This is a genomic window from Neobacillus rhizophilus (assembly GCF_018343535.1).
In the GTDB taxonomy this organism is placed as follows: Bacteria; Bacillota; Bacilli; order Bacillales; family Cytobacillaceae; genus Neobacillus; species Neobacillus rhizophilus.
Window position 1 is genome coordinate 1,518,068 of the sequence record NZ_JAGYPF010000001.1, and the last position, 15,376, is coordinate 1,533,443.

The 15,376-nt window shown below is 41.6% G+C and carries 14 protein-coding genes; 9 read left to right on the forward strand and 5 right to left on the reverse strand.

Annotated elements, in window-relative coordinates; translation table 11 throughout:
• Positions 1-2 precede the first annotated feature (2 nt).
• The 7 genes from KHA99_RS07175 to KHA99_RS07205 all read left to right on the forward strand — a co-directional run bounded on the left by KHA99_RS07175 (position 3) and on the right by KHA99_RS07205 (position 6,267).
• Complete coding sequence (locus KHA99_RS07175) at positions 3-1,106, forward strand: YheC/YheD family endospore coat-associated protein (RefSeq protein ID WP_213116704.1); 1,104 nt, start codon at positions 3-5, stop codon at positions 1,104-1,106.
• The gene (locus KHA99_RS07180; RefSeq protein WP_213116705.1) at positions 1,084-2,448 is read left to right on the forward strand and encodes a YheC/YheD family endospore coat-associated protein; all 1,365 of its coding nucleotides are present in this window, start codon (positions 1,084-1,086) and stop codon (positions 2,446-2,448) included. Before KHA99_RS07175 ends, KHA99_RS07180 begins: the two co-directional genes overlap by 23 nt.
• Positions 2,445-3,491 (forward strand): YheC/YheD family endospore coat-associated protein, encoded by a 1,047-nt coding sequence (locus KHA99_RS07185; protein ID WP_213116706.1) that lies wholly within the window; start codon positions 2,445-2,447, stop codon positions 3,489-3,491. The genes KHA99_RS07180 and KHA99_RS07185 overlap by 4 nt, the downstream gene beginning before the upstream one ends.
• 73 nt (positions 3,492-3,564) lie before the next feature.
• The gene (locus KHA99_RS07190) at positions 3,565-3,774 is read left to right on the forward strand and encodes a YheE family protein (RefSeq protein ID WP_213116707.1); all 210 of its coding nucleotides are present in this window, start codon (positions 3,565-3,567) and stop codon (positions 3,772-3,774) included.
• Between the two features lie 75 nt (positions 3,775-3,849).
• Entirely contained in the window at positions 3,850-4,041 is a 192-nt protein-coding gene (locus tag KHA99_RS07195) for a hypothetical protein (RefSeq protein ID WP_213116941.1), read from the forward strand.
• Between the two features lie 101 nt (positions 4,042-4,142).
• Positions 4,143-5,045, forward strand: coding sequence for a PucR family transcriptional regulator (locus KHA99_RS07200; RefSeq protein ID WP_213116708.1), 903 nt, complete (start codon positions 4,143-4,145; stop codon positions 5,043-5,045).
• Positions 5,046-5,154: 109 nt separating this feature from the next.
• Positions 5,155-6,267: an ABC transporter ATP-binding protein gene (locus KHA99_RS07205; protein ID WP_213116709.1), complete on the forward strand. Its 1,113-nt coding sequence runs from the start codon at positions 5,155-5,157 to the stop codon at positions 6,265-6,267.
• Between the two features lie 63 nt (positions 6,268-6,330).
• Here the strand turns inward: KHA99_RS07205 and KHA99_RS07210 are convergent, their stop codons facing one another.
• Positions 6,331-6,501, reverse strand: coding sequence for a hypothetical protein (locus KHA99_RS07210; RefSeq protein WP_307852002.1), 171 nt, complete (start codon positions 6,499-6,501; stop codon positions 6,331-6,333).
• 514 nt (positions 6,502-7,015) lie between these two features.
• Between KHA99_RS07210 and KHA99_RS07215 the strand changes: the two genes are divergently transcribed.
• On the forward strand, positions 7,016-7,219 hold the full coding sequence (locus KHA99_RS07215) for an alpha/beta-type small acid-soluble spore protein (protein WP_213116711.1): 204 nt from the start codon (positions 7,016-7,018) through the stop codon (positions 7,217-7,219).
• 72 nt (positions 7,220-7,291) lie between these two features.
• On the opposite strand, the gene fumC is transcribed toward KHA99_RS07215, so the two are convergent.
• The 3 genes from fumC to KHA99_RS07230 form a co-directional block, all read right to left on the reverse strand.
• Positions 7,292-8,671, reverse strand: a complete 1,380-nt coding sequence (gene fumC, locus KHA99_RS07220; RefSeq protein ID WP_213116712.1) for a class II fumarate hydratase — start codon at positions 8,669-8,671, stop codon at positions 7,292-7,294.
• A 300-nt stretch (positions 8,672-8,971) separates the two neighbouring features.
• On the reverse strand, positions 8,972-10,990 hold the full coding sequence (locus KHA99_RS07225; protein WP_213116713.1) for an ABC transporter ATP-binding protein: 2,019 nt from the start codon (positions 10,988-10,990) through the stop codon (positions 8,972-8,974).
• A complete protein-coding gene (locus KHA99_RS07230; protein ID WP_213116714.1) occupies positions 10,987-12,744 on the reverse strand; it encodes an ABC transporter ATP-binding protein in 1,758 nt (585 codons plus the stop codon). Before KHA99_RS07230 ends, KHA99_RS07225 begins: the two co-directional genes overlap by 4 nt.
• A 499-nt stretch (positions 12,745-13,243) precedes the next feature.
• Between KHA99_RS07230 and KHA99_RS07235 the strand changes: the two genes are divergently transcribed.
• A complete protein-coding gene (locus KHA99_RS07235; protein WP_213116715.1) occupies positions 13,244-14,158 on the forward strand; it encodes a nuclease-related domain-containing protein in 915 nt (304 codons plus the stop codon).
• Between the two features lie 709 nt (positions 14,159-14,867).
• Here KHA99_RS07235 and KHA99_RS07240 read toward each other — a convergent pair.
• Positions 14,868-15,326, reverse strand: coding sequence for a helix-turn-helix transcriptional regulator (locus KHA99_RS07240; protein ID WP_213116716.1), 459 nt, complete (start codon positions 15,324-15,326; stop codon positions 14,868-14,870).
• Between the last annotated feature and the right edge of the window lie 50 nt (positions 15,327-15,376).

Sequence of the window (15,376 nt, forward strand, 5' to 3'; positions counted from 1 at the left end):
ACTTGATTACATTTGGTATTATGTCCTTAAACCTAGAAACAGAGGCCCCCTATATAACGGAAATGGCCGAACATGCAAAAGACTTAGGTATCGAAGCTTTTCGCTTTGTTCCAACCAATATCAATCCAAATACACTTCAGGTTCAAGGGAAAAAATTTGACGCTGAACAAAAGGATTGGGTCAATGCCGAATTCCCCATCCCCCGCATCCTCTATGACCGTTGCTTCTACGGGGAGGATGAACAATCGAAACAATGTCTTCCGATTGTATCGTGGCTAAAAAGCAGGAAGGATATTAACTTTTTAGGATATGGTCTGCCTAATAAACTGGACCTCTATCAGGCCCTGAAAGACACGAAGCTATCCGCCTATCTGCCGCCGACAAAGCAGGTAATCGATACAATTGAAATTTTAAAAGAATTAAACAGTGGAAAAAGGATTGTCATAAAACCCATTAACGGTTCACAGGGTTATGGCATTTATTACTTGAAGAAAAATGACAAATCAATTCATGTTAAAACGGAAAAACAAAAACAGATTATATCAAGGATTTTTCCAAACGAAGGAAAATTTTCGCAGTGGCTTAGTAGCTTGCTCGCGCGGCATCAATATCTTATGCAGCCCTATCTTGAATTAACCAACAGTGAATTGCAGCCCTTTGACATCCGAATTCTCCTGCAAAAAAATGAGCATGGCAATTGGGGAGAAATCGGGCGCGGAGTGCGAAACGGTACCAGCGGCGGGATTTTATCGAATTTAAGTGCAGGTGGGATGGCAACAGCTTTCTCAGAATGGTCAGCTTCCCTGCCTGCAACGAGAAGGGAATTTATTCAGCAGGAATTAACCAGCATTCTTACAGAATTACCACATCTTCTTGAAAAAAGCTTCCTGCCGCTCTTTGAAATTGGAGTCGATATTGGCATCGCCAAAAACGACTCGATCTGGATTTTAGATATGAACTCAAAGCCTGGCAGGAAGGTTATTTTGCAAACCCGGCCTAATCTTAAGGAAAAGCTGTACTGTGCACCACTGCTTTACGCAAAATACCTGTCGGAATCGAAAGACCAAGAAAGGAAGAACATCTATGAGAAAACGTTATCTCATTGAGGTCGTCCAAAATGATCAATTGATTGTTTTTTGCCCTCCTTCCCTCCTTCAAGAAGATGGGCCTAAGCGAATTGCTTTTGGTTCAAATTCAATGGCAGTAGAATTTCTGCCCCATCCTGACCGAAAAGATCGGATTGTGATTAGCAGGGCCATTCAAAAAGAACTCCAATTTCCAGAATTCAAGCTGCCGCTCCATGTCTTTTTAGATAATCAAACCCTGTATATCGGTCCTCTTGTTGGCATTTTCACAGCTGGATTTACAATGCTACCTGATCAGCTCATCGGCGAGAGAACACAGTTTTTTTCAAAGCTTTTATCCGTAAATAAAAACGTCGGCGCCCTCGCTTTTGTTTTCGGAAAGCAGCATATTGATTGGGAACAAGGAACGATTGATGGTTATTTTTTCCACGATGGAGATTGGGAACAGCGGGAGGTCCCTTTCCCTAACGTCATTTATGATCGTCTGCCAAACCGAAGGAGTGAAGGAACTCCCAAATTAGTTAAAGTAAAAAAACGGCTTCAAAAGGAATATTTAATCCCTTGGTATAATCCCGGCTTTTTCAACAAGTTAGATATTTACGAAAGGCTTCTCCAAGACCATTCGGTTGATAAATACCTTCCTGAGACCCATCCATTTACCTCTTTTTCCTTAATCGAGAGGATGCTTTCAAAATACGGGCATGTGTATATAAAGCCGAAAAACGGCAGTCTTGGCTTTGGCATTCATCAAATTATTTTTGATAAAAACACAAACGACTATTACTGCCGTTATCAAGATGACGAGGGGGCAAACAGATTACAAAAATTCCACAGCCTGGAGAAATTGTTTGAGCGGGTATTCGCGAAGCAATCGCTTGAAAAAATGGTTGTCCAACAGGGTATTCATTTAGTTCGCAACGAGCAGCGGCCTGTTGATTTTCGCGTTCATACGAACAAGGACGAAACAGGCAGCTGGCATGTTTCCGCGCTCGCAGCAAAAATAGCCGGGCCGGGAAGCCCGACAACCCATAAGAGAAGCGGCGGGGAAATTAAAACCATCAGCGAGATCTTTCCTGCTGAAGAAGCCGGCATGTTCGAAGAGAAGCTTTCCAACGCTGCCCTTTCCTTAAGTCATGCCCTAGACCGAAATGTCGAAGGAATTATCGGCGAAATTGGCTTTGATCTAGGCATTGACCGTAACGGCGATGTCTGGCTGTTCGAGGCAAATTCCAAACCCGGACGTTCAATTTTCAGCCATCCAGAATTAAAAGAATTTGATTTATTGACGCGTGAATTGTCCCTTGCCTTCGCCGTTTTTCTCACCGAGCAATCCTTACTCCATCCCGAGGAACTTTATCAATGATCGACAAACAAGCAGGGCCGGTGATTGGCATCATGACCGCGCTTAAATCCGATGGAACAGTCGCTGGAAACGGGGAGCTTTTTATCAAACTGCAAAAAAAGCTTATTTCGCTCAATGGAATAAGCTTTATTTTTACCCTTGAGGGGACTGGAGCGGAATATATCGAGGGATTCAGTTATTCACCCGATGAAAACCGCTGGATAAAGGGCTCTTTCCCCAATCCAGATTTGGTGTATAACCGAATTCCCTTTAGAAAAACAGAACAGACCGAAGATTGTAAAAGGTTCTTTCAGCATTTAAAGGATAAAGGAATTCCCTATTTCAACCCAGGTTTTATAGATAAGTACGAGCTTTATCAACTAATGGAAAACCATCCCGTCCTTAAAGATTATGTACCTAAGACGATCCTCCTTCAGGAAAAAAAAGACCTAGAATTGTTATTGAAAGCAAATTCTAGTGTTTATCTAAAGCCGGCAGCCTCTTCAAAGGGGAAAGGCATTTTTCGCGTCAGGCATTTATCCTCGCCATACATCCAATTTGAATCAAGGAAAAGAAGCATCTCCTACCCATCTTTTGAAGATTTTTGGCAGGATTGGAGCGAATTGCTCTTATCAAAAACCTATTTGGCACAGATTGATATCAATTCTGCTGAATATGAAGGGTTTCGCTATGATTTTCGGATTATTGCCCACGCGGAAAAAGAGGAATACGCCATAACCGGCGTCGGCATCCGGCAATCCCAGGAGCAAGGAGTCACCACCCATATTCCATCGGGCGGAAGACTTCTTCCCTACTCTTTATTGCAAACGAACGAACATGATAGGTTTTTTCAATTGATCATCCCGCACATTGGGAAAGCATTATCGGAACAGTTTGGCTTTTTCGGGGAATTTTCCATTGATGCCGGCATGAGCAAAAATGGAAAATATTATATTTATGAAGTGAATTCAAAACCAATGCGCTTTGATGAAGCTGAAATTGAAGAGAAAAAAATTGAACAGCTATGCCGTGTTTTCCTCCACTTAACAAGCTCCTGCCCATAAAAAATTTTATTTGCATAATATTCAAAACGAGGTAAGCTATAAGTAATATAAGGTGTTAGGGGAGGACAATAGGATGATCATGCATTTTCAATATAATCCGCTTTTTGAAAATACCAATATTCCCGGCTGGAATATTTCCTTCTATTTTAAAAAACAGAGATATACAGGAATTTATCACCAAACTGGAAATCTTGAATGGACCTCAAATCCTCCTGCCGAAGAAGATTTGACGGCATTGACGAGCCAGATTCATGAGCTAATGCTTTATCATGTATATGAATAATCGACTATTCCCTGCATGAAACTCCATCCTTTCTGTACAAACTAAAAACGAATTAGAAGGAAAGGATGGTTGAACGTGACTAAAAAAAATGAACAGCCTATTGCTGAAGGGTCTGCTTATGAAGGAAGGGACATGGCTTACATGGATATTGACAGAATGATTAATGAAGGAATGTCCGGAGGATCTGTCCACGCCCGATATGATTCAACAAATATTGAAGAAGCGCGCGATCTTATAGAAGAATCACCGCCAAATGAAAATACATGATAACATTTGCCGAACCAGTTTAGAGGGTTCGGCAATTTTTCTGTGGAAACAAATTGAAACTGGTATAATAGGCTCTAAGAAATCTAATGGGGAAATGAACTATGCTAAGAAAATTACTTACTGTATATGAAAATTCAGTGCTGTTTTCCGAAAGGCCAGATGTGCCATCTGAACAGCTTTATCTTTTTTACGACCAGGCAGCTGATGAATGGCTGAGTATTCCCAAAAAGGAAATTAGCGATATAGAGCTCCACCTTCTAAAGACTTTGTATGAACTGGTGGAATGGCAGTCTTCAGCCGTGTCGTCCAGAGTAAACACCTGGTATGAGTTTTTATTTTTAAATGGGGTTCTCCCTTCAGAAAAGCAGGACACGTCATTTCGCTTTATCCATTTTCATTTAAATGGCGATGATACAGATCAAAAGGAAATGGAATCTGCGTTAAAAGGCTTCTTTTCGGATGAGGCAGTGTTTCTTTGGGAAAGTCAATCCAAAGGTGTGATTATTGAAGAACAAAAACAAATTTCTCTTTCCGAAGAAGAATTACTGGCCATATCAGAAACATTGGAAAGCGATTTTTATGAAAGTGTCACTTTTTTCATCGGAAAAGTTCATCCTTTTTCTGAGCAGTTACGAGCATTCTTCCAAGAGGAAAGAGAATTATTCCAGTTTGCTCTAGCGAAAGTGCACAATTCCAAGATTTTTTCTTTTGAAAGAATTTTTCCTGCTTACCTTTCTGCCCGCTTGCCCGCTGAAATAAAAAATATGGTTCCCGAAGCGGTTTTTGCCCTTTTTGCGGATGACCCTGAAATGTTTTCAACGATAAAAGTATTTCTTGAAACCAATTTAAATGCCAGTCTTACAGCTAAAAAATTATATATCCACCGAAACACGCTGCAATACCGGATTGATAAATTCGTGGAAAAAACCGGAATAGTATTAAAGGATTTTAACGGTGCGTTTATCGTTTTTTTAGCGTGCCTGCTCTTTGAACAAAAGGGCTAATGTCAATCTGCCCAAAAAAGCGTTTTCAATATTTGTGCAGCCTTACCATATCGATTAAAGCGCTTTCCTTGTAAACTTAAAGTACAAACAACACAAGGAGGCTGTGAACATGGCTGAATTAAAATTAGACCATATTTATAAAATTTACGATAACAAGGTAACAGCAGTTAAAGACTTTAATTTACACATTGATGATAAGGAATTTATCGTATTTGTCGGTCCATCCGGATGCGGAAAATCAACGACACTTAGAATGATTGCCGGTCTTGAAGAAATCTCAAAAGGGGATTTTCTCATTGATGGCAAACGCGTAAACGACGTAGCACCAAAAGACCGCGATATCGCGATGGTTTTCCAAAACTATGCGCTTTATCCGCATATGACCGTTTATGATAATATGGCATTTGGTTTAAAGCTTCGTAAGTTTCCTAAAGATGAAATCGACCGCCGCGTGAAAGAAGCTGCTAAAATCCTTGGCCTTGAAGCATATTTAGCTCGTAAGCCGAAAGCGCTATCAGGTGGACAGCGCCAGCGTGTTGCATTAGGCCGTGCGATTGTACGTGATGCTAAAGTATTCTTAATGGACGAGCCATTATCAAACCTTGATGCGAAACTTCGTGTGCAAATGCGCGCTGAAATCGCCAAGCTTCACCGCCGCTTAAATACAACGACTATTTATGTAACGCACGACCAAACTGAGGCCATGACAATGGCTACCCGTTTAGTCGTTATGAAGGATGGCATCATCCAGCAGGTTGGTTCACCAAAAGAAGTTTATGAGAAGCCTGAAAATGTCTTTGTTGGCGGCTTTATCGGATCACCAGCGATGAACTTCTTCAACGGAAAATTAGAAGACGGCAAGTTTATCATTGGTAAAAACTCCATTGCTGTTCCGGAAGGAAAAATGAAATTCCTTCGTGAGCAAGGCTATGTCGGCAAATCGCTGATCCTTGGTGTCCGCCCTGAGGATATTCATGATGAGCCTCTATTTATTGAAGCTTCTTCAGGTACAAAAATTGCTGCCCATATTGATGTTGCCGAATTAACTGGTGCTGAATTAATGATATACTCCAGCATCGATGGTCAAGATTATGTGGCCCGCCTTGATTCTCGCAGCAACGTAAGACCAGGCGATAAATTAGAGTTGGCATTTGATTTAAACAAAGCCCACTTCTTCGACGTGGAAACCGAACTACGTATCCGCCCACAAAGCGAAAAATAAACTATGATTCTTTTGGGTCCTGACCACCCTGCTATACCGCAGAATGAGGTCAGGACCTTTTGATTATTCTTTAATAAAGATAACCTCATCTTTATGGCAGGCAGGGCAACGATACAGATGCGGGCATTTATTCTCAGAATAGGTATCCGCATATCCATCTTCCATTTTCATCAATTCAATTTCCATATAGGGACTGTAATCGTCGTAGTAATCTTGAAGTCTGCCGCTTTCCAACATTGGCTCCCCACAATCCCTACATAATAAATATACTTCCCTCAAGCCATTACATACTGGGCACACGGTCATCTAATTCACCCTTTAATTTGTTTTCTTTAGTTTGCGTCACTTTGTAACCCCTATGATAGGGAATAAATTTCCACTTAAAATTTTCGAATAAGCTTTTTAGATTTAGTCATAATAAGATTACAAGCAGCACCCCACCAAGAAAAACAAGCAACACTTACAACGATGGATGAAGCCAGACAGGGTTACAACCGGTGCAACTCCGGTTCATCCAACTAAGAAAAGCTTCAAGCGCCTCGACCAGGGGCGACAGGCATAAGACGAGCCGGCATGAAGGGTGCTTTTTAACCTTCAGGACGGATTGCTGTAGACCTTCGTGCCCCTAGGCGCTGAAGCTAGACAATATTTATTATCATGGGTTAGGCCTAGGAGGCTATGGTAATAATCCCATTATGGTTCAACTCCATACTAACCCCAAAACTAAAAAGAGGAGTGTTAACTTACTATGGCTAACAACAACAACTCTAACCAACTTTTAGTACCAGGAGTACAACAAGCACTTGATTCAATGAAGTATGAAATTGCTCAAGAATTTGGCGTAAATCTTGGAGCAGACACAACTTCTCGCGCTAACGGATCTGTTGGAGGAGAAATCACTAAGCGTCTTGTCGCTATGGCTGAATCTCAACTTGGCGGTTTCCAACGCTAATTAGTAAACCTAATTGATAAAAGTTCATAATATGGCTAAGAGCCCCCTCCTTTAGAGGGGGCTTTCATTTGTTTAAATCATTTTTTCTGGCTTAATCCACTCATCGAATTGCTCAGCGGTCAGATAGCCCGTTTTGATTGCCGCTTCCTTCAGGGTGCTATTTTCTTTAAAGGCAAGTTTGGCGATGGCAGCTGCCTTTTCATAGCCGATATAAGGGTTTAAGGCGGTAACCAGCATTAACGAACGTCCAACATGCTCTTTAATGGCTTCTTCATTTGCTTCAATCCCAACTGCACAGTTGACGTTAAAGGAACGAATGCTGTCAGTTAAAAGCCTGATTGATTGGATTAAATTATAAATAATCACCGGTTTAAAAACATTTAACTCGAAATTGCCCTGGCTTGCGGCAAAGCCAATGGATGTATCATTTCCAAAGATTTGGCAGGCTACCATCGTCAATGCTTCACTTTGCGTTGGATTCACTTTCCCAGGCATAATAGAGCTGCCAGGCTCATTGGCCGGTATCGTCAGTTCGCCAATGCCGCTGCGCGGGCCGCTTGCAAGCCATCTGACATCATTGGCAATTTTCATTAAATCGGCCGCCAATGCTTTTAAAGCCCCATGGGCATAAACGATTTCATCATGGCTTGTCAGAGCGTGGAATTTATTTTCTGAGGATTGAAACGGGAAACCAGTCAGCGTGTGGAGCTCTTCAGCGACTTTTACGCCAAACTCCGGACTAGCGTTAATTCCAGTACCGACTGCAGTTCCTCCGATAGCTAATTGGAGCAAGTGCTGGCTTGCCTCTGTAATCATTCGCTCATTATTCTCCAGCATATACCTCCAGCCGCTGATTTCCTGCCCCAAAGTCAACGGTGTAGCATCCTGCAGATGGGTTCGGCCAATTTTTACGATGTTTGCGAAGGCTTTTTCCTTTTCTATCAGCGTATTTTTTAATTCCTGTATTGCCGGAATAAGGTTTTCGGTAATTTTTATAAAAGCAGCAATATGCATTGCCGTCGGGAACGTATCATTTGAACTCTGCGACATATTAACATCATCATTTGGATGAATCTTTTCAGTGCTATTTTGACTTTTTAACCATTCATTTGCGCGATTGGCAATGACTTCATTAACGTTCATATTGGATTGTGTACCGCTGCCTGTCTGCCAAACCGCCAATGGAAAATGTTCATCATGTTGTCCCGCTAAAATGTCTTCAGACACCTTTTTGATAGCGTTCATTTTACCCTCACTCAATTTACCGAGCTGATGATTAACGATCGCAGCCGCCTGCTTAATGTAAACCAAACCATAAACGAGCTCGAGCGGCATTTTTTCCATCCCGATTATAAAATTCTCTTTGCTCCGCTGCGTCTGTGCTCCCCAAAATTTATCTTCAGGAACACGGACTTCACCTAATGTATCGTGTTCTATTCTAAATTTCTCCATCATTTCCACCTCACTATTTATCATCCTTTCATATGTATTCCCAAACTAATCTGTTTTATAAATAAAAAAAACTGCGGAACTTTGTCCGCAGCCTTAATGTCTGCTAATAAGTGTATAGCCAATGTAATACGTAAGAACTAAAAAACTGCCAATGGTTAGAACAACTGTGTAATCTGACATTGATTTGCCACCCCATTTTTAATTTGAATTAAAACTACAATATCATGGGGTGAAACGAAGACAAGTGATAAAAATTACACTTTCTTGGCGAAGATATGAATTTTTTATGAACGTTTTTATTTAACCTGCCATGTCTGTGCTTCCAACTTGAAGCTCATACATTTGATAATATTTTCCCTTAAACGCCATTAATTCATCATGGGTCCCGCGTTCAACGATGGTACCGCGGTCTAGGACTAGAATTTGATCGGCATTTCGAATCGTCGACAGACGGTGGGCAATGATAAAGGTTGTTCTCCCTTTTTTCAAGACATCCATTGCCTCTTGGATCAGCGCTTCGGTTTCCGTATCAATGCTGGAGGTGGCTTCATCCAGAATAAGAATAGCCGGATTAAAAGCAAGGGCGCGGGCAAAGGAAATTAACTGGCGCTGCCCGCTTGATAGTGTGCTGCCTTTTTCTATTACCGGTTCATCAAAACCGTTTTCAAGGTTTTTAAATACTTTTTCCGCACCAACATCACGTAATGCTTTTTCGACTTTTTCGCTTGTAATGGACGGATCATTTAAACTCACATTGGAGGAGATTGTTCCTGTAAATAAATACGGGTCCTGCAAGACAATCCCCATATGCTGACGTATCGTTTGCCGCGGGATGCATTCGATATCTTTTCCGTCTATCAAGATTTGTCCTTTCTGACAGTCGTAATATCGAAAAAGCAGATTCATGATGGAGCTTTTCCCGGAACCGGTATGGCCAACAAGCGCCACCGTTTCCCCAGGCTTTGCCTCAAATTGAATATTCTTTAAAACATATTCACCGTCTTTGTAACCAAAAGAAACATTTTCGAATGTGACGTTACCTTTAATCCGTGAAATTCGTTCCGGACTGACGTTTTCCCCCGGCTCATCCATCAGCTTAAATACCCTCTCACCAGCAACAAGTGCTGTCTCCAGATTGGCCAATTGGTTTACAATGCCTTGGACGGGCTGAAACAGCCGATTGACGTAATCGACAAAAGCGTACAGCATTCCCAATGAAATAACAGATTCAGGTGAAAGTGCCTGGCCTCCAAAGTACCAGATAAATGCCACAAAGACGAGATTTCTTAAAATTCCAACCAGGTTGTGACCTGTTAAGGCATTCAGGTTTAACAGTTTATTTTGGTAGGTAAAATGGCCATGGTTAAGATTTTCGAAATCCTTCATCGTTTCCTGTTCCCGGTTGAAGGCCTGGATAATGTTCATCCCCTGAATCGATTCATTAACCATCGCATTGATTTCACTGTTCCGTGAACGAATCACCCGATTATATCTGGAAGCATACTTCCGGTAAATCAAAATCCAAATATACAAAATGGGCAAGAGCAGCAAACAAATTGCCGCCAGCTTTGCGTTTAAAATAAACAAAGCTGAGTAAATGCCAGTAATATAAATGGCGCTTGTAAAAAAGGCTGCCAATACGGTTACATAAAGCTCACGAATCGCCTCGGTGTCATTTGTGATTCTGGCAACGACCTTGCCTGCGGGAAGCTTGTCAAAATAGCGGACTGGAAGTCTTTGAATATGATGAAAAACATCCTCGCGCATTTTTTGAATAATCCGATTGGCTGACTTTTTCAAAAAGAAGTGCTCGCCGTATTGAAAAACCGCCGAAACCACCAAGAGTCCAAAATAAAGTGCCAGCAGTTTAAAGATCCCCGGTATTTCTGGCTGATAAAACGCTAAAAGTTCAGGCCCTTTGATAATTTTTGCAGGGTATTCTGCTTGCTTCTTCCCTTTTGAAATAAATAGTTTGCTGTCCTTGAGGTTTCTTTTACCGTCAAATTCCAGATCATCCTCTATAAACACAAACTTTATTCCTACCTGAAGGATCCGGACTTTTTCTCCCTTTTCCTCGCCTTTTGTAAAATACTTTTCCCGTTTATAAAACGTTCCGTTATAGCTTACGGCTTTATCACCTTTTGCTGCTGTTTCATACCAAACCGACTCAATCCCTAAAATATGCTGATCGATGATGTTCTTCGCGATAAACGGGCCGGCCAAATCCGTTACGACCGAGATGGTCAGCATGAACAGGGCCGCGATAATGATTTTTTTATAAAATAAAGCGTAATTAATTAAGCGTCTGCCGACCTTCATGCTGATACCTCCTCTTCGATTTTGGCTTCCACCTGCTGGCGCAAAAATTGCTCCTTATACCAGCCGTCCCGCTCAAGCACCTGTTCATGAGTTCCTTCCTCAATAATGAACCCCTCATCAAGAACGATGATATGGTCGGCATGCTGGACTGCAGACATTCTGTGCGTAGTAATAATTGTTGTTTTCCCGTTTCTTACTGTACGGATATTGTCGATGATTTTCTTCTCCGTTTTCGCATCTACCGCAGATAAGGAATCATCGAGAATCAATATTTCCGGATTTTTAATGAGCGCGCGGGCAATCGAAATCCGCTGCTTTTGCCCGCCCGATAACGCGACTCCCTTTTCTCCAACTAGTGTCTCGAGACCTTCCGGGAGCATTTGCAAATCTTTGCGAAAAGCCGCGAGATCAATGGCTGTCTGCAGGTCGTCCTCAGATGCGTCCTTACATCCGAACAAAATATTTTCCTTTACACTTCTCGAAAAAAGAACATGGTCCTGCGGGACGTAGCCAATCCATTGGCGTACTTGTTCTAGTGTTTGGTCTTCAATGGAGGCCCCGCCGATTGAAAGTCCGCCTTTTCCAAGTGGATATTGCCGCAATAATTGCTTGATAAAAGTTGTTTTTCCGCTGCCCGTCTTGCCGACAACCCCAAGTGTTTGGCCTTGAAGCAGCTTGACGGTGACATTTTGCAGATTATCCGTTTTCGAAGATGGGTAACGAAACGTTACTTTTTCGAAATGGATTGGGTTTGGTTCGGTTATCTTTATTGGCTGGGATGGGTTTTTGACCTCTTCCTGATAGCTGAGTGTTTCATGGACCCGGTCGAGCGACGCATTCCCCCGCTGCATTACGTTGATCAGTTCGCCGACGGCAAACATTGGCCAAATCATCATCCCCAGGTACACATTAAAGGAAACAAGGTCCCCCAAAGTGATAGCCTGATGGAAAACGAGAGTTGCCCCGTATCCAATGCCAATTAAATAGCTGATGCCGACCAGTATTTTAATGGTCGGATCAAATAACGAATCGATTCTTGCGACGTTTATATTTTTTTGATAAACATCTTCGGTCAATTCGTGAAATCGCTCGCGGTCCGCATTTTCTTGGACATAGGCACGGATGACTCTCACTCCGGCAATCGATTCGAGAACGCGGTCATTTAATTCCCCGAAGGCATCCTGTGCTTCGGTAAAGCGGGTGTGGATCTTTTTTCCATACATTTGCATCAGGATGGCCATGATCGGCAGGGGCAATATCGCCGCCAAGGTCAGCTTCCAGCTGATGAAAAAGCCCATCGTAAACAGAATCGTCAGCATCCAGACACTCGAATCGACAAGAGTTAAAATCCCGAACCCGGCTGTAATGGAAATAGCCTTTAAATCGTTGGTGGCACGAGCCATTAAATCTCCGGTACGATTCTTTTCAAAAAAGGCCGGCGTCATTTTTAAAAGATGTCCCATAAATCTTGAGCGCAGCTTTCTTTCGATTAAAAATGCACCGCCGAACAATTGATATTGCCATATATAAGTGATAGCGTACGATGAAACCATAATGATGGTGAGATAGACAAGATACATGTAGATTTTCTGGTTTGTCATCGCCCCGGAATGAATATCGTCGATTGCCAAGCCAATTAATTTGGGAGGTATGACATCCAGCAAACCCACGAATATAAGTAAAGTGACCGCTACTAGGTAGCGCTTCCAATTTTCTTTAAAAAACCAGCTTAATTTCTTCAATACGGAAAACATGCTGTTTTTCCCCCTATTTCTGTTTAATCTATCCGCTTTCTAGATCTCCTATTTTGTGTACAAGCCTTACATTGAGTCTTTTCAGCATGCTAATTCCTCCTTTTTTATAAAAAAAGAGACATACTGCCGCAACTGTGCAGTATGCCTCTTATTTAAAAATAAAAAACACACGCCGCGCATCACAAAGTAACGCAGCCTGTGTTTGAAAATACATAAGTAAAGTGTAGATTACAAGGAAATCCCTTCAGGGTTGGCTGCGTTTACATATTCAGTTGATTGATAAATTAAGTGGTTTAAGATAATCATTTTGCAGCCCTCCATTTCCTTTTTTTTCTTACTTTGTAAGATTAACACCAGATGTTTTAAATGTCAATTCCCATTTTTCAGAATTGTCACATCGGCCAATGTTAACAAAATATTCATACATTTGAATTTGCCTTTCTGTAAACTGGAGTAAAATGGAAGATGGGTATTTAATAAATTTGAAAGGATGTGGACTATGCCTACACCGAAAAAATCCCGCCAAGAAACAGAGGAGTTACTTATATTACGTGCCTTAAACCTGCGTATGAAACTTTCTGACAAAGACAGGAGAAAGTATTACGCTCTTGAAAAAGGCTATCAAGGAGAAGTGATGTTTGATGTTTTAACCGAAGGATTGAAGAATAACTGCATCGTATTAAATGGCTTGCTCTTTAAATTGAAGGAAAAGCACTTTCAAATCGATACTATTATTATTTTTCAAAAAACGATTTACCTGATTGATGTTAAAAATTTTGAAGGAGACTTTATTTATAAGTCTGACCCCGACCGTTTTTGTAAAAATGATACTGAAATTGACGACCCTATCCTTCAATTGTTTCGAAGCGAGTCAAAACTACGGCAGCTTCTCGATGAGTACAGATTTAATTTGATGGTTGAATCCTACGTGGTTCATATTAACCCCACGTTCACCTTATACAATGCTCCTCAAAACAATCATGTTACTCTCCCAACACAAATCAATCGCTTCATAAGAAAATTAGAAAATATCCCATCAAACCTGAATGGCGGCCATGAGAGGTTGGCAGACCTGTTAATTTCTTTGGATCAAGGTGATTATCCTAATGCTCCAAAGCCCGCTTATAGTTATGAGGAGCTGAAAAAGGGTCCTTATTGTTCGAAGTGCCACTCATTTTCGGTTTCTGTGGGGGAGAGGAAAATGGTATGTAATACTTGTGGGTGTGAGGAGCGTTTGGAATCTGTGGTGCGGCGGTTCGTGAGGGAGTTAATTTTGCTTTTTCCGGAGAGGCAGATTACGACAAGTGAGGTTTATGAGTGGTGTGGGTGTGCAGTCCCGAGAAAAACGATTGGAAGAGTACTAAAACAGAACTATAAGGTGATGTCATCTGGAAAATGGACTTATTATGTATAAATGGGAAAGGTGCATGGCAGACTTTTTCTTCAACCAAGATCTTGGTTTTTAATGCGATTTCGGTAGCTTACACCATTTTTATAATACAGAATTTTTGATTTTCCTGGTTGCGGTAGCATATACCCTTTTTATGCTACCCAACTCTTCGTTCTTTCGTTGTTTCGAACTCATATACCTTTTCTATGCTACTCAACTCTTGGTTCAATCGACATTTCGGGCTCATAGACCCTTTCTATACTACCCAACTCTTCGTTCTTTCGACGTTTCGGGCTCATAGACCCTTTCTATGCTACCCAACTCTTTGTTCTTTCAACGGTTCGGGCTCATAGACCCTTTCTATGCTACCCAACTCTTTGTTTTTTCAACGGTTCGGGCTCATAGACCCTTTCTATGCTACCCAACTCTTCGTTCAATCGACATTTCGGGCTCATATACCCTTTCTATGCCACCCAACTCTTCGTTCTTTCGATGGTTCGGGCTCATAGACCCTTTCTATGCTACCCAACTCTTCGTTCTTTCGATGGTTCGGGCTCATATACCATCTCTATGCTACCCAACTCTTCGTTCTTTCAACGGTTCGGGCTCATAGACCATTTCTATCTTACCCAACTCTTCGTTCTTTCGATGGTTTGGGTTCATTTACCCGACCATAGAACAATCCCCAAAAAAGAAAAAGACAGCCACCCACGGCTATCCCATCTTCATGTATTTAGTCTTCATCTTTAGACAATTCCTTGAACCGCTGCTTAGAAAGCTTTTCGTCAAAGCTGCTAAAAATACGGTAATTTCCCCCATCCAAGATCCGAAAATGCTTGCTTAGAATATTCTGCTGGAGCATGAATCCGTTCTTCTTTAAAACGACCCGCCACCAGACCCGGCCGCCAAGTGTTTTGGCTTTCCGATAATCGATCCCTTCTCTTGCTACCGTTTCAAGTACTTCGAGGGGCTCGTTTCCAAATAAAAATTGGACCGTTTCCGTTTCACGAAATAAGGCACAAACAGAAACTACCGTTGACCAGTTGGCAAGAACTCTTCCTTTTTCAATCTGTACAAGGGTTTTCTTAGAAACACCAATAATATCTGCCATTTTATCCTGAGTATAGCCTGCTTCAGTCCGGATTAGCCGCAATTTCTCTGAAACATTCTGAATAATTTCATCTCTGGTCATACAAAGCCCTTCCTTCAATAACATCTAGTGTAATTTTACACAAGTTTTCC